This window comes from Rhodovulum sp. BSW8 (assembly GCF_003314725.1).
GTDB classification, from domain to species: Bacteria; Pseudomonadota; Alphaproteobacteria; order Rhodobacterales; family Rhodobacteraceae; genus Rhodovulum; species Rhodovulum visakhapatnamense.
Genome location: NZ_QNVX01000004.1, coordinates 130,106 through 150,843 on the forward strand (window position 1 = coordinate 130,106; position 20,738 = coordinate 150,843).

At 66.0% G+C, this 20,738-nt stretch carries 20 protein-coding genes; 18 read left to right on the forward strand and 2 right to left on the reverse strand.

The window, feature by feature from the left end; translation table 11 throughout:
* The first annotated feature begins 2 nt into the window (after positions 1 to 2).
* The 15 genes from DSD19_RS01905 to DSD19_RS01975 all read left to right on the forward strand — a co-directional run bounded on the left by DSD19_RS01905 (position 3) and on the right by DSD19_RS01975 (position 14,721).
* The gene (locus DSD19_RS01905) at positions 3 to 383 is read left to right on the forward strand and encodes a hypothetical protein (protein WP_113668335.1); all 381 of its coding nucleotides are present in this window, start codon (positions 3 to 5) and stop codon (positions 381 to 383) included.
* Between the two features lie 113 nt (positions 384 to 496).
* Positions 497 to 937: a DUF5333 domain-containing protein gene (locus DSD19_RS01910; RefSeq protein ID WP_113668336.1), complete on the forward strand. Its 441-nt coding sequence runs from the start codon at positions 497 to 499 to the stop codon at positions 935 to 937.
* 162 nt (positions 938 to 1,099) lie between these two features.
* On the forward strand, positions 1,100 to 3,109 hold the full coding sequence (gene nuoG, locus DSD19_RS01915; RefSeq protein ID WP_113668337.1) for an NADH-quinone oxidoreductase subunit NuoG: 2,010 nt from the start codon (positions 1,100 to 1,102) through the stop codon (positions 3,107 to 3,109).
* Positions 3,110 to 3,131: 22 nt separating this feature from the next.
* A complete protein-coding gene (locus tag DSD19_RS01920) occupies positions 3,132 to 3,524 on the forward strand; it encodes a hypothetical protein (protein ID WP_075786504.1) in 393 nt (130 codons plus the stop codon).
* A gap of 16 nt (positions 3,525 to 3,540) precedes the next feature.
* Complete coding sequence (nuoH, locus tag DSD19_RS01925) at positions 3,541 to 4,578, forward strand: NADH-quinone oxidoreductase subunit NuoH (RefSeq protein WP_075786503.1); 1,038 nt, start codon at positions 3,541 to 3,543, stop codon at positions 4,576 to 4,578.
* Between the two features lies 1 nt (position 4,579).
* Complete coding sequence (nuoI, locus tag DSD19_RS01930) at positions 4,580 to 5,074, forward strand: NADH-quinone oxidoreductase subunit NuoI (RefSeq protein ID WP_075786502.1); 495 nt, start codon at positions 4,580 to 4,582, stop codon at positions 5,072 to 5,074.
* Positions 5,071 to 5,481 (forward strand): carboxymuconolactone decarboxylase family protein, encoded by a 411-nt coding sequence (locus DSD19_RS01935; protein ID WP_075786501.1) that lies wholly within the window; start codon positions 5,071 to 5,073, stop codon positions 5,479 to 5,481. Before nuoI ends, DSD19_RS01935 begins: the two co-directional genes overlap by 4 nt.
* Entirely contained in the window at positions 5,478 to 6,092 is a 615-nt protein-coding gene (locus tag DSD19_RS01940; protein WP_113668338.1) for an NADH-quinone oxidoreductase subunit J, read from the forward strand. Before DSD19_RS01935 ends, DSD19_RS01940 begins: the two co-directional genes overlap by 4 nt.
* A gap of 58 nt (positions 6,093 to 6,150) precedes the next feature.
* Complete coding sequence (gene nuoK, locus DSD19_RS01945; protein WP_042462923.1) at positions 6,151 to 6,456, forward strand: NADH-quinone oxidoreductase subunit NuoK; 306 nt, start codon at positions 6,151 to 6,153, stop codon at positions 6,454 to 6,456.
* A gap of 6 nt (positions 6,457 to 6,462) precedes the next feature.
* Complete coding sequence (nuoL, locus tag DSD19_RS01950; protein WP_113668339.1) at positions 6,463 to 8,511, forward strand: NADH-quinone oxidoreductase subunit L; 2,049 nt, start codon at positions 6,463 to 6,465, stop codon at positions 8,509 to 8,511.
* Positions 8,511 to 10,052 (forward strand): NADH-quinone oxidoreductase subunit M, encoded by a 1,542-nt coding sequence (locus DSD19_RS01955; RefSeq protein ID WP_113668340.1) that lies wholly within the window; start codon positions 8,511 to 8,513, stop codon positions 10,050 to 10,052. Before nuoL ends, DSD19_RS01955 begins: the two co-directional genes overlap by 1 nt.
* Positions 10,053 to 10,062: 10 nt before the next feature.
* Positions 10,063 to 11,505 carry an NADH-quinone oxidoreductase subunit NuoN gene (nuoN, locus tag DSD19_RS01960; protein ID WP_113668341.1) on the forward strand — a complete coding sequence of 481 codons (1,443 nt, stop codon included), beginning with the start codon at positions 10,063 to 10,065 and terminating at the stop codon, positions 11,503 to 11,505.
* Entirely contained in the window at positions 11,495 to 12,259 is a 765-nt protein-coding gene (locus DSD19_RS01965) for a biotin--[acetyl-CoA-carboxylase] ligase (RefSeq protein WP_075786496.1), read from the forward strand. Before nuoN ends, DSD19_RS01965 begins: the two co-directional genes overlap by 11 nt.
* Before the next feature lie 15 nt (positions 12,260 to 12,274).
* The gene (locus DSD19_RS01970) at positions 12,275 to 13,054 is read left to right on the forward strand and encodes a type III pantothenate kinase (protein ID WP_113668342.1); all 780 of its coding nucleotides are present in this window, start codon (positions 12,275 to 12,277) and stop codon (positions 13,052 to 13,054) included.
* Complete coding sequence (locus DSD19_RS01975; protein WP_113668343.1) at positions 13,051 to 14,721, forward strand: ribonuclease J; 1,671 nt, start codon at positions 13,051 to 13,053, stop codon at positions 14,719 to 14,721. Before DSD19_RS01970 ends, DSD19_RS01975 begins: the two co-directional genes overlap by 4 nt.
* A 77-nt stretch (positions 14,722 to 14,798) precedes the next feature.
* Here the strand turns inward: DSD19_RS01975 and DSD19_RS01980 are convergent, their stop codons facing one another.
* On the reverse strand, positions 14,799 to 16,346 hold the full coding sequence (locus tag DSD19_RS01980) for a DEAD/DEAH box helicase (protein ID WP_113668344.1): 1,548 nt from the start codon (positions 16,344 to 16,346) through the stop codon (positions 14,799 to 14,801).
* 158 nt (positions 16,347 to 16,504) lie between these two features.
* The gene (locus DSD19_RS01985; protein WP_075786492.1) at positions 16,505 to 17,095 is read right to left on the reverse strand and encodes an exopolysaccharide biosynthesis protein; all 591 of its coding nucleotides are present in this window, start codon (positions 17,093 to 17,095) and stop codon (positions 16,505 to 16,507) included.
* A 209-nt stretch (positions 17,096 to 17,304) separates the two neighbouring features.
* Here DSD19_RS01985 and DSD19_RS01990 point away from each other — a divergent pair, with 209 nt between their 5' ends.
* The 3 genes from DSD19_RS01990 (at position 17,305) to DSD19_RS02000 (ending at position 20,604) form a co-directional block, all read left to right on the forward strand.
* A complete protein-coding gene (locus DSD19_RS01990; RefSeq protein ID WP_113668345.1) occupies positions 17,305 to 18,660 on the forward strand; it encodes an esterase-like activity of phytase family protein in 1,356 nt (451 codons plus the stop codon).
* A 168-nt stretch (positions 18,661 to 18,828) separates the two neighbouring features.
* A complete protein-coding gene (locus tag DSD19_RS01995) occupies positions 18,829 to 19,290 on the forward strand; it encodes a hypothetical protein (protein WP_133260343.1) in 462 nt (153 codons plus the stop codon).
* A gap of 324 nt (positions 19,291 to 19,614) precedes the next feature.
* Complete coding sequence (locus tag DSD19_RS02000) at positions 19,615 to 20,604, forward strand: L-lactate dehydrogenase (RefSeq protein WP_113668347.1); 990 nt, start codon at positions 19,615 to 19,617, stop codon at positions 20,602 to 20,604.
* Positions 20,605 to 20,738: the final 134 nt, after the last annotated feature.

Sequence of the window (20,738 nt, forward strand, 5' to 3'; positions counted from 1 at the left end):
TCATGCGGCTTGTCGGTTTTCAGGTTGCGGTCTTGGCGGTCCTGCTTGCGGGACCGGCTCTGGCGGAGCCCGCTTTGCTGAAGGTGGATTTCGGCTTCTTTCCCAAGGGCACGACCTGCCAGCCCTACGGCACCGGTGGCAAGGTCACGATGAAAGAGGGCCGCGAGATCCGCTTCAAGATCAAGGGCGATACGGGGCATGTCTCGTTCCGCTGCAAGCAGCCGGATGGCCGGTCCTTCGAGGTTCAGACCGGTCGGCTCCTGCCGCCGGGCAACCCCAGCATGGTGGCGGTCCAGATCAACCAGGACGACCACGCGCATGTGCTTTGGGATGACGGCGGACTGCGCAAGACCGTCGTGGCCGACGTGCTGAAATGGAAATGACGGCGGCGGAGCAGGCGGATGAGCGAGATCAGGAAGATCGTCACCGACAGCCCCGAGATCGAGCCCCGGATCGAGGCGCGGACCATCGGACGCGCCAGCGCGGTGGCGGCGGCGTGATCGCGGGGGCGGTCATATCGCCCGGAGGACGGGCCGCGGCGCTTGCCGCGACGCTGGCCCTTGCCGCTGCGGCCACGGCCGAGGGGGCAGAGGCGCGTCCGGCACTTGGCGAGCAGACCGAGATCGTCGAGGGGCTGCAGGTGATCGCGACCGCGAACATGATCCGCAAGCAATGCCCGCGGATCGAGGCGCGGATGCTGACCGCCTATGGCTATATGCGCGGGCTGAAGTCGCGGGCCTCGCGGCTTGGCTATTCCGATGCCGAGATCCGGGCCTTCGTCGAGGACAAGGCCGAAAAGGCGCGGGTCGAGGGCGCCGCGCGCGACTGGCTGGCGGCACGGGGCGTCCGGCGGGACCGGCCTGAGAGCTACTGCCCGGTCGGTCTGGCCGAAATCCGGGCCCGGACCGAAATCGGCCGGCTGCTGAGGGCGCGCTAGGCATGGCGGTGCGGGCAGGGCCGATGGCGGCAGGAACAGGCCGGAGGGGCGCCGGACGGGCGGCCTTTGCGGCGGGCACGGGCGCCGGGCGCGCCCGCCCCGGGATCTAGGACGCAGCCCGCCGGACCGGGGGCGGGACGCAGCAAGCGACAAGGCAAGAGCATGGCACAGCTACGCAAGATCATCATCGACGGCACAGAGATCGAGGTCGACCCGGCCATGACGGTGCTTCAGGCCTGCGAGGTCGCCGGGATCGAGATCCCGCGCTTCTGCTACCATGAACGCCTGTCCATCGCCGGGAACTGCCGGATGTGTCTGGTCGAGATCGTCGGCGGCCCGCCCAAGCCCGCCGCCTCCTGCGCGATGCAGGTCAAGGACCTGCGCCCCGGCCCCGACGGCGCGCCGCCGGTCGTCAAGACCAACTCGCCCATGGTCAAGAAGGCCCGCGAGGGGGTGATGGAGTTCCTGCTGATCAACCACCCGCTCGACTGTCCGATCTGCGATCAGGGCGGCGAATGCGACCTGCAGGATCAGGCGATGGCCTATGGCGTCGATTTCAGCCGCTATCGCGAGCCCAAGCGCGCCTCGATTGACCCCGATCTGGGCCCGCTGGTCGGCACCTGCATGACCCGCTGCATCTCCTGCACCCGCTGCGTGCGCTTCACGACCGAGGTCGCGGGCATCACCCAGATGGGCCAGACCGGCCGCGGCGAGGATGCCGAGATCACCTCCTATCTGGGCCAGACGCTGGACAGCGAGCTGCAGGGCAACATCATCGACCTGTGCCCGGTCGGCGCGCTGACCTCGAAGCCCTATGCCTTCACCGCCCGTCCCTGGGAACTGACCAAGACCGAAACCATCGACGTGATGGATGCGCTGGGGTCGAATATCCGGGTCGACACAAAGGGCCGCGAAGTGATGCGGATCCTGCCGCGCAACCATGACGGCGTGAACGAGGAATGGATCTCGGACAAGACCCGCTTTGTCTGGGACGGTCTGAAGCGCCAGCGGCTCGACCGGCCCTATCTCCGCGAGAACGGCAAGCTGCGTCCCGCGAGCTGGCCCGAGGCGCTGCGTGCGGCCGCAGCCGCCATGACTGGCCGCAAGGTCTCCGGGCTGATCGGCGATCTGGCCCCGGCCGAGGCGATCTTCGCGCTGAAATCGCTGGTCGAGGGGCTGGGCGGCACCGTCGAATGCCGGACCGACGGGGCCAAGCTGCCTGCGGGCAACCGGTCGGCCTATGTCGGCACCGCGGCCATCGAGGATATCGACCATGCCCGGCAGATCTATCTGATCGGCAGCAATCCGCGCGCCGAGGCGCCGGTGCTGAACGCCCGCATCCGCAAGGCATGGATGCAGGGCGCGGCCGTGCACCGGGTCGGCCCGGCGGCCGATCTGACCTATGACGTGATCGAGGAAGGCACCGACCGCGCGGCGCTGGTGAAGCTGGCGAAAGCCGCGAAACCGGCAGAAGGCGCGCTGGTCATCGTCGGGCAGGGCGCGCTGATCGAGGCCGATGGCGCGGCCGTCCTCAGCCAGGCGATGGCGCTGGCGGGCGGGCTGGGCGCGGGGCTTCTGGTGCTGCACACCGCCGCTTCGCGGGTCGGCGCGCTGGATCTGGGCGCCGTCACCGAGGGCGGGATCGAGGCCGCGACGAAAGGCGCCGAGGTCATCTACAATCTGGGCGCCGACGAGGTCGAGATCGGCGAGGGTCCCTTCGTCATCTATCAGGGCAGCCATGGCGACCGCGGCGCGCATCGTGCCGACATCATCCTGCCCGGCGCGGCCTATACCGAAGAGGCGGGGCTGTTCGTCAATACCGAGGGGCGGCCGCAGATGGCGCTGCGCGCGGGCTTCCCGCCGGGCGAGGCCAAGGAGAACTGGGCGATCCTGCGGGCGCTGTCGGCCGAGCTTGGCGCGACGCTGCCCTTCGACGATCTGGTGCAGCTGCGCCGCAAGCTGGTCGCGGCGGCGCCGGATCTGGCGCTGGTCGACGAGGTGATCGTGAACCACTGGCAGCCGCTGCCGGTGACCGAGCCCGCCCGGGCCGAGTTCCGCTATGCGGTCAAGGATTTCTACCTGACCAACCCGATTGCCCGTGCCTCGGCGCTGATGGCCGAGCTGTCGGCCAATGCCAAGGCCCGGCGCGCCGCGCCGATGGCGGCGGAATAGGGTGGGTCTGGCGCCCCGACATATGGCCGGGCTGGCCGTCGCGGTGGCGACCGGAACCGCGGCGGGCTGTTCCCCGCTGCCGGGTCCCGCTCCCGAGGGCTCTGCGCCCGCCTATCTGGGTGCCGAGACCACGGCGCTGAAGGACGGGCTGGTCGAGGTGGCGCTGACGATGCGCGATCCCGGCGGGGTCGCGGCGCTGGACGAGTACGGGCGCTGCGCGGTCGCGCGGCATGCGCTCGACACCGGGTTCGGCTTCGCGCGCCATCTGCGCACGCGGATCGGCCGCGAGCAGGGCGGCGTCTGGACGGCAGACGCGGTCTACATGATGACAAGGACGTTTCCGCGGGGCGTCAGCCGGGTCGAGGCCCGGCAGGAAGTAAAAGACTGCGCCGCGCGGGGCGTACCGACGGTCTGAGGAATGACGAGGCGAGATGGCTGACTTCATGGATACCGGCATTGGGCTGGCGCTGACGATCATGGGACATGGCCTGCTGGTCATCGCCTTCGTGATGGTGTCGCTGCTGTTCCTGGTCTATGGCGACCGCAAGATCTGGGCGGCGGTGCAGATGCGGCGCGGGCCCAACGTGGTGGGGGTCTTCGGGATCCTGCAGACCGTGGCCGACGCGCTGAAATACGTGGTCAAGGAGGTGGTGATCCCCGCGGGGGTCGACCGCCCGGTCTTCTTCATCGCGCCGCTCATCGCCTTCGTGATGCCGCTCTTGTGCTGGGCGGTGATCCCGTTCTCGGACCGGCTGGTGATGGCCGATATCAACGTGGCCGTTCTCTACATCCTCGCGATCTCGTCGCTCGAGGTCTATGGCGTCATCATGGGCGGCTGGGCGTCGAACTCGAAATACGCGTTCCTCGGCTCGCTGCGGTCTGCGGCGCAGATGATCTCCTACGAGGTGTCGATCGGGCTGATCATCATCGGGGTGATCCTGTCGACGGGCTCGCTGAACTTCGGCGACATCGTCGCCGCCCAGGACGGCCGCTTCGGCTTCCTGTCCTGGTACTGGCTGCCGCATTTCCCGATGGTGTTCCTGTTCTTCATCTCGGCGCTGGCCGAAACCAACCGTCCGCCCTTCGACCTTCCCGAGGCCGAGTCGGAACTGGTCGCGGGCTATCAGGTGGAATACGGCTCGACGCCCTTCCTGCTGTTCATGGCCTGCGAATACATCGCGATCTTCCTGATGTGCGCGCTGATCAGCCTTCTGTTCTTCGGCGGCTGGCTGTCGCCCATCCCGGGTCTGCCCGACGGCGCGATCTGGATGGTGGCCAAGATGGCGGTGTTCTTCTTCCTCTTCTCGATGGTCAAGGCCATCGTCCCGCGCTACCGCTACGACCAGCTGATGCGGCTGGGCTGGAAGGTGTTCCTGCCGATGTCGCTGATCTGGGTCGTCGCGGTGGCCTTCTTCGCACAATTCGAACTGTTCGGCGGCGCCTATGCCCGCTGGGCGGTGGGAGGCTGACATGGCTGCAATCGACTGGCAACGGGCGGGCAAGTACTTCCTGCTTCTGGACTTCTTCGAAGGCTTCAAGCTCGGGATGAAGTATTTCTTCGCCCCCAAGGCCACGCTGAACTATCCGCATGAAAAAGGGCCGCTCAGCCCGCGGTTCCGGGGCGAGCATGCGCTGCGCCGCTATCCCTCGGGCGAGGAACGCTGCATTGCCTGCAAGCTTTGCGAGGCGATCTGCCCGGCCCAGGCCATCACCATCGATGCCGAACCCCGCGAGGACGGCTCGCGCCGGACCACGCGCTACGACATCGACATGACCAAGTGCATCTATTGCGGCTTCTGCCAGGAAGCCTGTCCGGTCGATGCCATCGTCGAGGGGCCGAATTTCGAATTCGCGACCGAGACCCGCGAAGAGCTGTTCTACGACAAGGCCAAGCTGCTGGAGAACGGCGACCGCTGGGAGGCCGAGATCGCCCGCAACCTCGAACTGGACGCGCCCTACAGATGAGCGGATACGCGAAACTCTTCGAACAGATGCTGGAGCAGAGCCACAAGATGGCCCGCGCCTTCAACCCGGCGCTGGAAAGCTTCCAGGTGCACGGGTTCGACAAGCTGATCCCGACCATGCCCAAGGACTTCATGGACATGATGTGGGGCAACACGTTCAACCCCGAGGGGCTGGACAGCAAGACCCGGCTGCTGGCGGTGATCGCGGGGCTCACGGTGCTGGGCGCGCAGGCCGACGCCCAGTTCAAGATCACCGTCCGCCACGCGCTCGAGGCGGGGGCGACGGAACGCGAGATCGCCGAGGTGATCTACCAGATGGCGATGCTGGGCGGCATACCCGCCATGAGCCGGGCGCTGGAACTGGCGCAGACGGTATTCGACGAAAAGGACGAGGAGACGGGCAAATGACCCTGGGTGAATTCGCGTTCTATGCGTTTTCTGTGGTGACCGTGGTCTCGGGCCTGTTCGTGGTCCTGGCGCGCAACCCCGTGCATTCGGTCCTGTGGCTGATCCTGGCCTTTCTCAGCTCGGCCGGGCTTTTCGTGCTGCTGGGCGCGGAATTCGTGGCGATGCTGATGGTCATCGTCTATGTCGGCGCCGTCGCCGTGCTGTTCCTCTTCGTGGTGATGATGCTCGATGTGGATTTCACCGAGCTCAAGGCGAAGATGGCCTCGTATTTCCCCATCGCGGGACTGATCGGCGCGGTCTTCCTGGCGCAGCTGGTGCTGGTCTACGGCGTCTGGAAAAGCTCGGACGGCGCCGCGGCTCTGCGGGGCGCGCCGACGCCCGATCCTGCCGAGATCCACAACACGCTGGCGATCGGTCAGCTCATCTATGACGACTACATCCATCTCTTCCAGGCCGCGGGGCTGGTGCTGCTGGTCGCGATGATCGGCGCCATCGTGCTGACGCTTCGCCACCGGCCGAACGTCAAGCGCCAGAACGTGCTGGCGCAGATGTATCGCGATCCGGCGAAGGCGATGGAACTGAAAGACGTGAAACCGGGGCAGGGGCTGTGAGCGGCACCGCGACCCCGGTTCGGAAGGGACTAGCGGGCGGACGGCCCGGAGGGACGGAATGATCGGACTGGAACATTACCTGACGGTGGCCGCGGCGTTGTTCGTCATCGCCATCTTCGGGATCTTCGTGAACCGCAAGAACGTGATCGTCATCCTGATGTCGATCGAGCTGATGCTCTTGTCGGTCAACATCAACCTGGTCGCCTTCTCGGCCTATCTGGGCGACCTGGTCGGCCAGATCTTCACCATGTTCGTGCTGACCGTCGCCGCGGCCGAAGCCGCCATCGGGCTTGCCATCCTGGTCTGCTTCTACCGCAACCGCGGGTCGATCGCGGTCGACGATGTCAACGTGATGAAAGGCTAGGGGCCCATGGAAAAGATCATCCTCTTCGCCCCGCTGATCGGCGCGCTTCTCTGCGGCTTCGGCTACCGGATGTTCGGCGAGAAGGCCGCGATGTGGATCACCACCGCGATGGTGTTCCTGTCGATGCTGTTCTCCTGGGTCGTGTTCATGGGCTTCGACGGCGAGATGCGCCAGGTCGAGATCTTCCGCTGGATCGACAGCGGCAGCTTCGTGGCCGACTGGGCGATCCGGGTCGACCGGCTGACCGCGATCATGCTGATCGTGGTGACGACTGTCTCGGCCTTCGTCCATCTCTACAGCTTCGGCTACATGGCGCATGACCCGGAATGGCGCGAGGGCGAAAGCTACAAGCCGCGCTTCTTCGCCTATCTGTCCTTCTTCACCTTCACCATGCTGGCGCTGGTGACGGCCGACAACCTTGTCCAGCTGTTCTTCGGCTGGGAGGGCGTGGGCGTCGCCTCGTATCTGCTGATCGGGTTCTATTACCGCAAGCCCTCGGCCAATGCCGCGGCGATCAAGGCCTTCGTGGTCAACCGGGTCGGCGATTTCGGCTTCCTGCTGGCGATGTTCGCGCTGTTCTTCCTGCTCGACAGCGTCCGCTTCGACGACATCTTCGACAAGGCGCCCGAGCTGGCGACGATGCAGCTGAGCTTCCTGAACGGGACCTGGAGCGCGGCCAATGTGGTGGGCGTGCTGCTCTTCATCGGGGCGATGGGGAAATCGGCCCAGCTGTTCCTGCATACCTGGCTGCCCGACGCGATGGAGGGTCCGACGCCCGTTTCCGCGCTGATCCACGCCGCGACCATGGTCACGGCCGGGGTATTCCTGGTCTGCCGGATGTCGCCGGTGCTGGAATTCGCCCCCGACGCCAAGAACATGATCGTCTTCATCGGCGCGGTGACCGCCTTCTTCGCGGCGACCGTGGGTCTGGTGCAGAACGACATCAAGCGGGTGATCGCCTATTCGACCTGTTCGCAGCTGGGCTACATGTTCGTGGCGGCGGGCGTCGGCGTCTATTCGGCGGCGATGTTCCACCTGCTGACGCATGCCTTCTTCAAGGCGCTTCTGTTCCTCTGCGCGGGCTCGGTCATCCATGCCATGCATCACGAACAGGACATGCGGAACTATGGCGGGCTGAGGAAGAAGATCCCCTTCACCTTCTGGACGATGGTGATCGGCACGCTGGCCATCACCGGTGTCGGCATTCCGCTGACCCATATCGGTTTCGCGGGGTTCCTGTCGAAGGACGCCATCATCGAAAGCGCCTGGGGCGGGCATGCCTATTTCGCCTTCTGGATGCTCGTGATCGCCGCGGCCTTCACCAGCTTCTATTCCTGGCGGCTGATCTTCATGACCTTCTTCGGCGAGGCGCGGGGCGACCGGCGGGCTCATGACCATGCCCATGAAAGCCCGGTGACCATGCTGGTTCCTCTGGGCGTACTGAGCGTCGGCGCGGTGCTTGCGGGCATGCTGTGGTACGGCAACTTCTTCGGCGACCATGACAGCGTGAACCGCTTCTACGGGGTGCCCTCGCATGAGGTGGCCGCCGTCGCGGGGCATGGCGAGACCGCCGCCGAGGGCGAAGCCGCGGCCGCGCTGCCGGGGCAGGGCGCGATCTATACCGCGCCCGACAACCACGCGATGGAAAACGCCCATCACGCGCCCCAATGGGTCAAGGCCTCGCCCTTCCTGGCGATGCTTGCGGGCTTCGCCGTGGCGTGGCTCTTCTACATCAACAAGCCCGAGCTTCCGGGCCAGACCGCGCGCGCGGCCCGTCCGCTGTACCTGTTCCTGCTGAACAAGTGGTATTTCGACGAGCTTTATGACGCGATCATCGTCCAGCCCGCCCGCAATATCGGGCGCGCGCTCTGGAAGGGAGGCGATGGCGGCATCATCGATGGCGGCATCAACGGCGTGGCGATGGGCATCGTGCCCTTCTTCACCCGCGTCGCCGGGCGGCTGCAGTCGGGCTATCTGTTCCACTACGCCTTCGCCATGGTCATCGGCATCGCCGTACTCGTCACCTGGATGGCTCTGACCGGAGGGGCCGAGTAATGGACAACCTGCTTTCCATCATCACCTTCACGCCCCTGATCGCGGCGCTGATCCTGGGTGTCTTCCTCAAGGGCGACAGCCCCTCGGATCAGGCCAATGCGAAATGGGTGGCGCTGATCGCGACGACGGCGACCTTCCTGATCTCGCTCTTCGTGCTGTTCGAGTTCGATCCCTCGGATGTCGGCTTCCAGTTCGTCGAGGACCGGTCCTGGCTGCTGGGGCTGCGCTACAAGATGGGCGTCGACGGCATCTCGATCCTCTTCGTGATGCTGACCACCTTCCTGATGCCGATCACCATCGGCGCCTGCTGGACGGTGACGCACCGGGTCAAGGAATACATGATCGCCTTCCTGGTGCTGGAAACGCTGATGCTGGGCGTCTTCTGCGCGCTCGATCTGGTGCTGTTCTACCTGTTCTTCGAGGGCGGCCTGATCCCGATGTTCCTGATCATCGGCATCTGGGGCGGCAAGGACCGGATCTACGCCACCTTCAAGTTCTTCCTCTACACCTTCCTCGGGTCCGTCCTGATGCTGGTGGCGATGGTGGCCATGTACATGGATGCGGGCACCACCGACATTCCGACCCTGCTGGCGCATCAGTTCAGCGCGGGCGATATCGTCATCGGCGGCAAGACGATTGTCGGCGGCATGCAGACCTTCCTGTGGTTCGCTTTCCTCGCCTCCTTCGCGGTCAAGATGCCGATGTGGCCGGTCCATACCTGGCTGCCCGACGCCCACGTGCAGGCGCCGACGGCGGGGTCCGTGGTGCTGGCGGCGATCATGCTGAAGATGGGCGGCTACGGCTTCCTGCGCTTCAGCCTGCCGATGTTCCCGGTGGCCTCGGATATCTGGGCGCCGCTGATCTTCTGGATGTCGGCCATCGCCATCGTCTACACCTCGCTGGTGGCGCTGGCGCAGCAGGACATGAAGAAGCTGATCGCCTATTCGTCGGTCGCCCATATGGGCTATGTGACCATGGGCATCTTTGCCGCAAACCAGCAGGGCGTCGACGGCGCGATCTTCCAGATGCTGAGCCACGGCTTCGTCTCGGGCGCGCTGTTCCTTTGCGTGGGCGTGATCTACGACCGCATGCACACCCGAGAGATCGACGCCTATGGCGGGCTCGTGAACCGCATGCCCGCCTATGCGCTGGTCTTCATGCTGTTCACCATGGCCAATGTGGGGCTGCCGGGCACCTCGGGCTTCATCGGCGAGTTCCTGACGCTGGCGGGCATCTTCCAGGTCAATACCTGGGTGGCGGCGGTCGCCGCGACCGGGGTGATCCTGTCGGCGGCCTATGCGCTCTGGCTTTACCGTCGGGTGGTGTTCGGCGACCTGATCAAGGAATCGCTCCGGTCCATAACCGACATGAACCTGCGCGAACGCGCGATCTTCGCGCCGCTGGTGGCGATGACGCTTCTGCTGGGCGTCTACCCGTCGCTGGTGACGGACATCATCGGGCCCTCGGTCGAGGCGCTTCTTTCGAACTACCAGATGGCACTGGCCGAGACGCCCGTCTCGACCCAGCTGGCCGGAAACTGAGGGGAACGAGATGATCTCTGACGATCTTTCCGTCGTCCTGCCGGAAATCATCCTTTCGGTCTACGCGATGCTGGCGCTGGTCGGGGCCGTCTATACCGGCAAGGACAGGGCGGCGCCGGCGCTGGTCTGGACCACCTCGGCGCTGATGCTGGCGCTGGCCGTCTGGATCGGGCTGACCGCGGGGCCCACCGAAACCGCCTTCGGCGGCGCGCTGATCGATGATGGCTTCGCCCGCTTCGCCAAGGTGGTGGTGCTGGCCTCGGCCGCGCTTGTCATGCTGATGAGCCAGGACTACATGCGCCGCCAGAAGACGTTGCTGTTTGAATTCCCGGTGCTGATCACGCTGGCTGTCGTCGGCATGATGCTGATGGTCTCGGCAGGCGATCTGATGACGCTTTACATGGGGCTGGAACTGCAATCGCTGGCGCTTTACGTCGTCGCCGCGATCCGGCGCGACAACCTGAAATCGACCGAGGCCGGGCTGAAGTACTTCGTGCTGGGCGCGCTGTCTTCGGGGCTTCTGCTGTATGGCGCCTCGCTGACCTACGGCTATTCCGGCACCACGCTGTTCGCGGGCATCCTCGCCTCGATCGGTGACGGTCCGATCGGTGTGGGGCTGCTCTTCGGGCTGGTCTTCATGATCACCGGGCTGGCCTTCAAGGTCTCGGCCGTGCCCTTCCACATGTGGACGCCCGACGTCTACGAGGGTGCGCCGACGCCGGTCACCGCCTTCTTCGCGACCGCGCCCAAGATGGCCGCGATGGCGCTGTTCGCCCGGGTGCTGTTCGACGCCTTCGGGTCGGTGCCGGGCGACTGGGGGCAGGTGATCGCGGTGCTGTCGCTGCTGTCGATGTTCCTTGGGGCCTTCGCCGGGATCGGCCAGCGCAACTTCAAGCGCCTGATGGCCTATTCCTCGATCGCGCATATGGGGTTTGCGCTGATGGGGCTGGTTGCGGGCACCGCGCTGGGGGTGCAGGCGATGCTGGTCTACATGGCGATCTATGTCACCATGAGCATCGGCACCTTCGCCTTCATCATGGGCATGCAGAAGGACGGCCAGCCGGTCGTCGATATCCGCAGCCTGAACATGTATGCTTCGGTCGAGCCGCTGAAGGCGCTGGCGCTGATGATGCTGCTGTTCAGCCTCGCGGGCGTGCCGCCCTTCGTGGGTTTCTTCGGGAAGTTCTACGTCATCAAGGCGGCGGTCGACGGCGGCTATGTGTGGCTGGCGGTGGCGGGCGTGATCGCCTCGGTGATCTCGGCCTTCTACTACCTGCGCATCGTTTTCTACATGTATTTCGGCGAGGAGGGCGACCGCCGCCTCGACGGAACCATGCCGCCGGTGATGTGGGGCATCATGATGGTCGCGTCCTTCGCGATGATCGTGGGGGTCATCAACCTCTTCGGTGTCGAGGGGCTGGCGCTGGCCGCGGCTCAGACCCTTGTCAACTGAGGGGCAGGGCTGGCACTGGCCGGCCGGGCATGACCTGATCCTGCTCGACGAGGTCGACAGCACCATGGCCGAGGCCCGTCGCCGCCGCGACCTGACGCGCCCGACATGGATCGTCGCCCGCCGCCAGACGGCGGGCGTCGGCCGCCGGGGCCGGGCCTGGGGCGCGCCCGAAGGAAACCTTGCCGCGACCCTGGTGCTGGCGCCGGGCTGCCCGCCCGCGACGGCCGCGCTTTATTCGTTCGTGACCTCGTTTTCGCTCTATGCGACCTGTCTGGCCTATGTCGAGGACCGCGAGGCGATCACGCTGAAATGGCCCAATGACGTGCTGCTGAACGGCGGCAAGCTGGCGGGCATCCTGCTTGAATCCGAAGGGACGATGACCGAGGTCGGGCGGCTGTCGATCGGGCTGGGGGTCAATCTCAACGCCTTGCCCGACGCCGCGGCGATCGCGCCCCGGGCCTTGATGCCGGTGACGCTGGCCGAAGAGATCGGCGATGCCGTCGACCCGCTGGAATTCCTGGCCTTCTTTGCCGAGCATTTCGCCCATCAGGACCGGTTCTTCCGCGAGGAGGGCTTCGGGCCGCTGCGGTCGGCCTGGCTGGAACGCGCCGCGCGGCTGGGCGACACGATCACCGCGCGGATGGGCGCCGAAGAGGTGTCGGGGCGGTTCCTGACCGTGGACGAGGACGGGCAGCTTGTCCTAGAGACGCCCGGCGGGCGGCGGTCTATCGCTGCTGCGGACGTGTTCTTCTGACGGGGGGGGGGCCCCATGCTTCTCTGCATCGACTGCGGCAACACCAACACGGTTTTCTCGCTCTGGGACGGTGAAAGGTTCCTCTGCACGCTCAGGACGGCGACCGAGCATACCCGCACGGCCGATCAGTACTATGTCTGGTTCTCGACCTTGCTGGCGCGCTACGGGATCGAGCCCGAGATCACCGACGCGATCATCTCGTCGACGGTGCCGCGTGTGGTGTTCAACCTGCGGGTCTTCACCGACCGGTTCTTCAACATCCGTCCCTGGGTCGTGGGCAAGCCCGAATGCCTGCTGCCGCATATGCCCCGGGTCGATCAGGGGACCAATGTCGGGCCCGACCGGCTGGTCAACACGGCGGGGGCCTTCGACCGGCACGGGGGCGATCTGATCGTGGTCGATTTCGGCACCGCCACCACCTTCGACGTGGTCGGGCGGGACGGGGCCTATCTGGGCGGCGTGATCGCGCCGGGGGTGAATCTCAGCCTCGAGGCGCTGCACATGGCGGCGGCGGCGCTGCCGCATGTGGATGTGACAAAGCCCGACCGGGTGATCGGCACGAATACGGTTGCCTGCATGCAGTCAGGTGTGTTCTGGGGCTATGTGGGGCTGGTGCGCGAGATCTGCGACAGGATCCGCACGGAATATGACCGGCCGATGCGCGTCATCGGCACCGGGGGGCTTGCGCCTCTGTTCGCGCAGGGCGATGTCCTGTTCGACCAGATCGAGGACGATCTCACCATGCACGGGCTGACCGTGATCCACGCCTATAACAAGGAAAACGGGGCGACATGAGCAAGAACAGACTGATCTACCTTCCCCTCGGCGGCGCCGGGGAAATCGGCATGAACGCCTATGTCTACGGCTACGGCGCCCCCGGGAAGGAGCGTCTGATCCTCGTGGACCTGGGCGTGACCTTTCCCAACATGGACACAAGCCCCGGCGTCGACCTGATCTTCGCCGACATCACCTGGCTCGAGGAACGTCGCGACCGGCTCGAGGCGATCTTCATCACCCATGCCCACGAGGACCATGTGGGCGCGCTGGGGCATCTCTGGCCGCGGCTCAAGGCCCCGGTCTACGCCCGCCCCTTCACCGGCACCATCGCCCGGCTGAAGATGGAGGATCAGGGTCAGGACCCCGAAACCGTGCGCTTCGTCGAGCCCTGGCCGAACCGGATCGCGGCGGGACCGTTCCAGGTGTCCTATCTGCCGGTGTCGCATTCGATCCCCGAAAGCTCGGGGTTGGTGATCGACACGCCGGTCGGCCGGGTCGTCCATACCGGCGATTTCAAGCTCGACCGCACGCCCATCGTCGGCGACCCCTTCGACCCCGATCTCTGGGCCGAGGTCGCGGCCGAGGGCGTCAAGGTGCTGACCTGCGATTCGACCAATGTCTTCTCGCCCAATCCGGGCCGGTCCGAAACCACGGTGGGCCCGGCGATCCGCCAGCTCGTCGAACGCGCCGAGGGCATGGTGGTTGCCACGACCTTCGCCTCGAACATCGCGCGGCTCAAGACCCTGGCCGAGGCCGGGCGCGATGCGGGGCGCTCGATCTGCATGCTGGGCCGGGCCATGCGCCGGATGATCGAGGCGGGCGTCGAAAGCGGGGTGCTGACCGATTTTCCCAAGGTCGTCAGCCCCGAAGAGGCCGCCGATCTGCCCCGCGACAAGGTGATGCTGATCGTGACCGGCAGCCAGGGCGAGAGGCGCGCCGCCTCGGCCCAGCTGTCGCGCGGCAAGTATATGGGGCTGAGCCTTGCCGCGGGCGATCTCTTCCTCTTTTCGTCCAAGACCATTCCGGGCAACGAGCGCGAGGTGATCCGCATCATCAACGCGCTGTCCGAGATGGGCGTCGATGTGGTGTCGGACGATGCCGATCTTTATCACGTCTCGGGCCATGCCAACCGGCCGGACCTGTCGCGCATCCATACGCTGATGAAACCCGAAATGGTCGTGCCGATGCATGGCGAACACCGCCACCTGCGCGAGCATGTGAAACTGGCCGCCGAGAACGGGCTGCCGGCGGTGGTGGCGGTCAACGGCACGATGCTCGATCTGGGCGGCGACCGGCCGCAGCCGGTCGAATTCATCGAGACCGGGCGGACCTATCTCGACGGGGCGGTGCAGATCGGCGCGATGGACGGGATCGTCCGCGACCGGATCCGGATGGCGCTGAACGGGCTGGTGGTCGTGACCGTGATCCTCGACGAGGAGGACGAACCGCTGGGCGAGCCCTGGGTCGATCTGAACGGCCTGCCCGAGACCGGGCGGTCCCGCGCGGCGCTGTCCGAGGTGCTGGAAGAGGATCTGGATCAGTTCCTGCGCCGGGCCGACGACAGGACGCTGGCCGATGACGACAAGATCGAGGAGGCGATGCGCCGGATCGTGCGTCAGTCGGCGCAGACCGAGATCGGCAAGAAGCCCGAAGTCGTGGTGGTCATCAGCCGCCTCAGCGCCTGAGCCTCACGTCACAAGGCCGGAAAGGAAAAGGCGCCCATCGGGGCGCCTTTTTTGTCGTGTCGCCGGGGGAGGGGCGCTTATTCGGCGCTCTCTTCCACCTGATCCTCGGTCACCGGTTCGGGTTCGCTTTTCGGCTTGAAGGACCGCAGCAGGAAGGCTGGCATGTGATCGCCCATCCCCACCACGGGCTCGTCCCGATAGCCGCGGTCACGCCCGCCGCGCCGGTTGTTGGTGCCGCTCCGGCCCTGCCTGTTGCGGTCGGGGCTGTCCGGCCGCTCGTGGGTATGAGCGTTGCGGTCTTCGCCATGCCGGTCGCCGGTCCTGTCGGACTGTCGCTCGGCCCCCCTGTCGCTGTTCCGCTCCCGGCGGTCGCCGCGCTGGGGCCGGGCGCTGCTGCGCTCTTCGGTCCGCTCCGGGTCCGAGGCGCCGGCCTCGTCGGTGTGCCGACCGCGCTTGCCGCGATCGTCGCTGCCGCCTTTCAGCGGGCTCTCGACGCGCGGGATCTGCTTTTCGACCAGCTCCTCGATGGCGATCAGCCATTTCTCGTCATGGGGCACGCAGATGGTCAGCGCCTTGCCTTCGCGGCCCGCCCGGCCGGTGCGGCCGATCCGGTGCACGTAATCCTCGGCATGGGAAGGCACGTCGTAGTTGAACACATGGCTGACCGCGGGCACGTCCAGACCGCGCGCGGCCACGTCCGAGGCGATCAGGAACCGCAGTTTCCCTTCGCGGAAGGATTCCAGCGTCCGGGTCCGCTGCGACTGGTCGAGATCGCCATGGATCGGGGCCGCGTCATAGCCATGGGTCTTGAGCGACTTGGCGACGATGTCGACCTCGGTCTTGCGGTTGCAGAAGATGATGGCGTTCTTGCAGCCCTCGCCCTCGCGGTCGATCAGCGCGCGCAGCAGCTCGCGTTTCTCTTTGGCTTGCCGGTCCTTGCGCGAGGCGGTGTAGCAGATCACGGCCTGTTCGATGCTTTCGGCGGCGCTGGCCCGGCGGGCGACCTCGATCTTGGCCGGGGCCGACAGGAAGGTGTTGGTCACGCGCTCGATCTCGGGCGCCATCGTGGCCGAGAAGAACAGCGTTTGCCGGGTGAAGGGGGTCAGCTGGAAAATCCGCTCGATATCGGGGATGAAGCCCATGTCGAGCATCCGGTCCGCCTCGTCCACCACCATGATCTGGACGCCGGTCAGCAGCAGCTTGCCGCGTTCGAAATGGTCCAGCAGGCGGCCGGGGGTGGCGATCAGCACGTCGACGCCCTTGTCGATCAGCGCGTCCTGTTCCTTGAAGCTGACACCGCCGATCAGAAGCGCCTTCGACAGCTTGGTCTTCTTGGCATAGGTGTCGAAGTTTTCGGCGACCTGGGCCGCCAGTTCGCGGGTCGGCGCCAGCACGAGGCTGCGCGGCATCCGGGCCCGGGCCCGGCCGCGGCCGAGAAGGGTGATCATCGGCAGCACGAAGCTGGCCGTCTTGCCGGTGCCGGTCTGGGCGATGCCCAGAACGTCGCGACCTTCAAGCGCAGGCGGGATGGCCCCGGCCTGGATCGGGGTCGGCGCGGTGTAGCCCGCGTCGGAAACGGCGGAAAGAACCTTGGGGTCGAGCCCCAGTTCAGCAAAAGTCGTCATGTAAGTCCTTGGCTCAGTTGCAGCATCATGGCCGCACCTGTCGCACGCGGCCTAGACCGGCCGTATTGCCAGTCTGATCCTCATTCGCGGCTCGATAGAGGAAACTCGCGCTTTCGTCAAGTTGAACGCCCCTGTACGCCCGCCTGGGGTTTCACGGGTCAGGTGAAGACCCGCCAGATGAAGACGATTTCCGGCAAGAGCATGCAATAGGCCAGGAACGCGACCAGCCCGTCGCGGGTCGACATCGCCAGTCCCAGCATCAGCACATGCAGCGACAGAACGAAGGGCAGGCCGGGGATGAAGCCCAGAAGGAAGATCAGCCCCCCCGTCGCCATCAGGATCAGCGCGATCAGGCGCGTCGCCGGACCGCTTTCCACAAATGCCACAAGCCGCGGCGCCAGCAGCGGGCGCAGCCACAGCGCGGCCGGTTGCGCCCGCGCGACCGAGACCGCCAGCACATGGCCCGAGAGATGCACCCGGCGCAGCCGCCCGGGCAGCCAGAGCGTGGTCTGGCCGGTCATCATCCGCCCGCCGATCAGGATCATGAAGACCGCGACCACCCCGGGCAGGCCGGGCAACATCCCCACCGGCAGGATCAGGAAGGCCGAGAGCATCACCAGAAGCGGCCCGAAGCCGCGCGCGCCCAGCGTCTCGATCAGATCGGCCAGGCTGACGCGGTCGCTCGCCAGCGCCAGCGCCGCAAGGTCTTCGAGAAGGCTCGAGATGATCCAGTCGTCTGGGGCACTCATCGGCGGTCGGTCGGGTGAAGGGGGGACGGCCGGCGGGCGGCGCGGACGAGAACGGGTCTCGATGTCATGTCGCGGCGGGCGGGCGCGAATTCAAGGGGCCGGGACTGCGGCGGGGAACTTGTCATGGAATTGACACGGGGCGGAGTCGCGGCTGTTGCAGGGGCTTTGTAGGGCAACGGGCACACTCTCATCGAGATAGGGAATCAACGATGAAAAACAGTCTGTTCCTGCTTTCGGCCGCGGTCGTCGCCCTGGCCGGTCCGGCGCTGGCCGAAGAGACCTTCCCTGCGGTTCTTTCCGGCCATGCGGTGCTTCCCGCGATGACCATGGTCGCGCCGCCCGCCGATGCGCCGCGCGACGCCTGGATCTCGGGCAAGTTCACCGGGACCGCGCGGAACATGGTGCCGATGAGCGCGATGGGCGACACCGGCAAGCTCCATGGCAACCGCGCGACCGGCATCGCGCTGCCTTTCATCGGCCAGCCGCTGCAGGGCTTTTCGGGCTTCGCGATGGACCGCGCCGAGGACGGGTCGGTCTATGCGCTGACCGATAACGGCTTCGGGTCCAAGGCCAACAGCCCCGACGCGATGCTGTTCTTCCACCGCATCGCGCCCGATTTCGCGACCGGCAAGGTGGACGTGAAGGAAACCGTCTTCCTGCGCGACCCCGATTTCAAGGTGCCCTTCCGTATCGCCTATGAAGGCACCGAGGGCCGCTATCTGACCGGCGCCGATTTCGACCTTGAAAGCCTTCAGCTTGTCGACGGCTCGCTCTGGATCGGCGAGGAGTTCGGCCCCTACCTGCTGAACGTCTCGCTCGACGGCGTGGTGCTGGGCGTCTACCCGACCATGGCCGATGGCAAGGAACTGAAAGGCGCCGACAACCCCGCCGTGTCCGCCACCTCGGTGCCCGGCACGGACTGGAAATCGCAGCGCTCGGGCGGCTACGAGGGCATGGCGCTGCAGCCCGGCACGTCCAAGCTCTGGGCGATGCTGGAAAAGCCGATTCTCGGCGAGGATGGCACGCCCGAGGGCGATTTTCTGCGGGTGATGGCCTTCGATACGGCGTCGAAGGACTGGACCGGCGAGATGTTCAAGTTCGCCCTCGCGGATGGCGCGACCGCGATCGGCGATTTCAACTTCATCGACGACACCCACGCCCTGGTGATCGAGCGCGACAATGGCGAGGGCGATCCCAGCCTGAAATGCGACGGCGCGCCCGCCGCCGACTGCTTCCCGGAACCCGCGCTGCACAAGTGGATCGTGCTGATCGACACGTCGGATGTGGATGCCGACGGGTTTGTCCGCCGGATCGGCCATATCGACCTGATGGACATCGCCGATCCCGACGGGGTGGCCCGGCTTGACACCGATGCGGCGCGCGATCTGACGGGCAAGTTCACCTTCCCGTTCTTCACCATCGAGGACGTGATGCGGGTCGACGACACCCATATCCTGGTCGCCAACGACAACAACCTGCCGTTCTCGTCGGGCCGCAAGCTCGACGCCGCCGCCGATAACGAGGTGATGCTGCTGAGCGTGCCGGAGCTGCTGTCGGCGAAGTGAGCGGCGAAAAACCTGAGGGGCGCGGCAAGCTCGCGCCCCTCGCATTCGAGGCCAGGCTCAGCCAGGACGTTGCGGAACGGCAATTGTGCGACCAGAGTCCGGCGGTAGGATCGTCATGTCCTGTGTTTGCCGGAGAAGACTGCGATGCGATTTCCGTTCCCCCCTGTCATGATCCTTTTTGTGCTCGCCGGTTGCGTCGATCACACGTCATCGGGGGCGGCGCGAGGCGACGCGAAATTTCTGTCCGGTGACGAGATCCTGACGAAGGTCATCGATCAGCCGCTCAGCACCAATGTCCCCTCTGTCTGGGTCTTCCGGTCGGATGGTGTCGAGTATTCCGTTGGCACGAAGGGGCACCACTGGGCTGCCAAGGGGCGGTGGTGGCTGGACGGCGATGTGTTGTGTTGGCAGGGCGTAAACAATCTGCTGAAGACAGGTCGAGAGTCCGGGCAAATTCTGGTCACGGAGATTACCCCCTACGGCCCACGCTGCAGCAGGGTCGTGGAAACGCCCGGGGGATTCGAAATGACGCGGACTGCAAAGGCCAGCTCCATGCAGAACTGGGGTCTGAGGAAGATCGACAGCATGCCGGCCGAACCCGCCGTCGTCGTCAGTCAGGCAGAGAACTAGGCATTTCAAAGACTTGCGGGGCCGCGCCAACAGGCGCACCGGCGGTGACCGGGCTTTGGTCGGCATCTTGTCAGTCACGACCGTTGGCAACTCTGTGCGCTTTTGCGCCATTTGCCATTTCGGCTGCCGCCGAAAGGTGATCTAGCTCGGCTCAGCTTTCGCGCGGGACTCCGGCGCCCGGCGCCGAAGCCGATGGCGGCCTGCGACCCAAGCGATGCCGGTGCAGCGGCCGCCCGGTGCGAAAGCGGCCCCCGGACGGACTGGCCCGCCACGGCGCGTGCCCGATCCGCCCGGCGGCCGTCTGGACGTTGCAAGGAGACGAAAATGCATACCAACAAGCTCGTTGTCATCGGGGCAGGGCATGTCGGGTCCTATGTCCTGGCCGATGCCATGAAGATCGGCCTCTTCGCCGAGATCGGCGTCATCGACATTCTCGAAAACGTGGCCTTCGGCGAGGCGCTCGACCAGGCGCAGGCGACGGCCTTGCCCTATATGAGCAATATCAAGGTCACCTCGGGCGGCTACGAGCAATGCGTCGATGCCGACGTGATCGTCGTGGCCGCGGGGCCAAGCGTCATTCCCGACCCCGACGATCCCAAGGCCGAGCCCGACCGCACCCTCTTGACCACCACCAACTGCCAGGTGATCCGCGAGGTGATGGCGGGGATCGTCGGGCACACGACCGAGGCCATCGTCATCCTGATCACCAACCCGCTCGATACCATGGTCTACATCGCCGAGAACGAATTCGGCTATCCGCGCGGGCGGGTCTTCGGGACGGGGACGATGCTTGATTCAGCGCGGCTTCGGAAGGTCGTGGCCGACGCCTGCGGGATCGACCCGAAGTCGGTCACCGGCTTCATGATGGGCGAACATGGCAGCACCGCCTTCCCGGTCCTGAGCCATGTCAATGTCGCGGGCATCACCTTCGCGGATCTCGGCCGCCATTTCGAGGCCCTGGGCGACATCCACGACCCCGAGACGGTCAAGGCCCGGGTGATCAGCGCGGCCTATGACGTCTTTAACGGCAAGGGCTGGACCAATGCGGGCGTCGCCCAGTCGGCGGTGACCATGGCCCGCGCCGTGCTGCTGGACGAACGCAGCGTCTTTCCCGCCTGCACCACCCTGCGCGGCCAGTACGGCCATGACGGCGACGTGGCGCTGAGCATGCCCTGCGTTCTGGGGCGCGAGGGGATCGTGAAACAGCTTCCGGTCAGCCTGAATGCCTGGGAGACGGCAAAGCTTGCCGAAAGCATCGCCTTCATCCAGTCCGCGATGCGCGATGCCGGAACCGGCCCCGACAAGGCCGTCTGAGACAAGTGCAACGGGACGGGCGGTCGAAAAATCTCGGCCACTGTGTTGCGCCCGGGGCTGTCCTCTTGTCAGCGGCCCACCCCGGGCGCATATTCTACCCAGGCGCATACTAAGGGCGCGAATTGGGGCGGTTC

Excerpts from the sequence above, each read along its gene's own strand:
- DSD19_RS01935 (WP_075786501.1), top strand. The coding sequence starts at position 5,071 with ATGAGCGGATACGCGAAACTCTTCGAACAGATGCTGGAGCAGAGCCAC.
- nuoG (WP_113668337.1), top strand. The coding sequence starts at position 1,100 with ATGGCACAGCTACGCAAGATCATCATCGACGGCACAGAGATCGAGGTC.
- DSD19_RS01980 (WP_113668344.1), bottom strand. The coding sequence starts at position 16,346 with ATGACGACTTTTGCTGAACTGGGGCTCGACCCCAAGGTTCTTTCCGCC.
- DSD19_RS01975 (WP_113668343.1), top strand. The coding sequence starts at position 13,051 with ATGAGCAAGAACAGACTGATCTACCTTCCCCTCGGCGGCGCCGGGGAA.
- DSD19_RS01970 (WP_113668342.1), top strand. The coding sequence starts at position 12,275 with ATGCTTCTCTGCATCGACTGCGGCAACACCAACACGGTTTTCTCGCTC.
- nuoL (WP_113668339.1), top strand. The coding sequence starts at position 6,463 with ATGGAAAAGATCATCCTCTTCGCCCCGCTGATCGGCGCGCTTCTCTGC.
- nuoK (WP_042462923.1), top strand. The coding sequence starts at position 6,151 with ATGATCGGACTGGAACATTACCTGACGGTGGCCGCGGCGTTGTTCGTC.
- nuoN (WP_113668341.1), top strand. The coding sequence starts at position 10,063 with ATGATCTCTGACGATCTTTCCGTCGTCCTGCCGGAAATCATCCTTTCG.
- nuoH (WP_075786503.1), top strand. The coding sequence starts at position 3,541 with ATGGCTGACTTCATGGATACCGGCATTGGGCTGGCGCTGACGATCATG.
- DSD19_RS01990 (WP_113668345.1), top strand. The coding sequence starts at position 17,305 with ATGAAAAACAGTCTGTTCCTGCTTTCGGCCGCGGTCGTCGCCCTGGCC.
- nuoI (WP_075786502.1), top strand. The coding sequence starts at position 4,580 with ATGGCTGCAATCGACTGGCAACGGGCGGGCAAGTACTTCCTGCTTCTG.
- DSD19_RS01905 (WP_113668335.1), top strand. The coding sequence starts at position 3 with ATGCGGCTTGTCGGTTTTCAGGTTGCGGTCTTGGCGGTCCTGCTTGCG.
- DSD19_RS01940 (WP_113668338.1), top strand. The coding sequence starts at position 5,478 with ATGACCCTGGGTGAATTCGCGTTCTATGCGTTTTCTGTGGTGACCGTG.
- DSD19_RS01955 (WP_113668340.1), top strand. The coding sequence starts at position 8,511 with ATGGACAACCTGCTTTCCATCATCACCTTCACGCCCCTGATCGCGGCG.
- DSD19_RS01995 (WP_133260343.1), top strand. The coding sequence starts at position 18,829 with ATGATCCTTTTTGTGCTCGCCGGTTGCGTCGATCACACGTCATCGGGG.
- DSD19_RS02000 (WP_113668347.1), top strand. The coding sequence starts at position 19,615 with ATGCATACCAACAAGCTCGTTGTCATCGGGGCAGGGCATGTCGGGTCC.
- DSD19_RS01985 (WP_075786492.1), bottom strand. The coding sequence starts at position 17,095 with ATGAGTGCCCCAGACGACTGGATCATCTCGAGCCTTCTCGAAGACCTT.
- DSD19_RS01920 (WP_075786504.1), top strand. The coding sequence starts at position 3,132 with ATGGCCGGGCTGGCCGTCGCGGTGGCGACCGGAACCGCGGCGGGCTGT.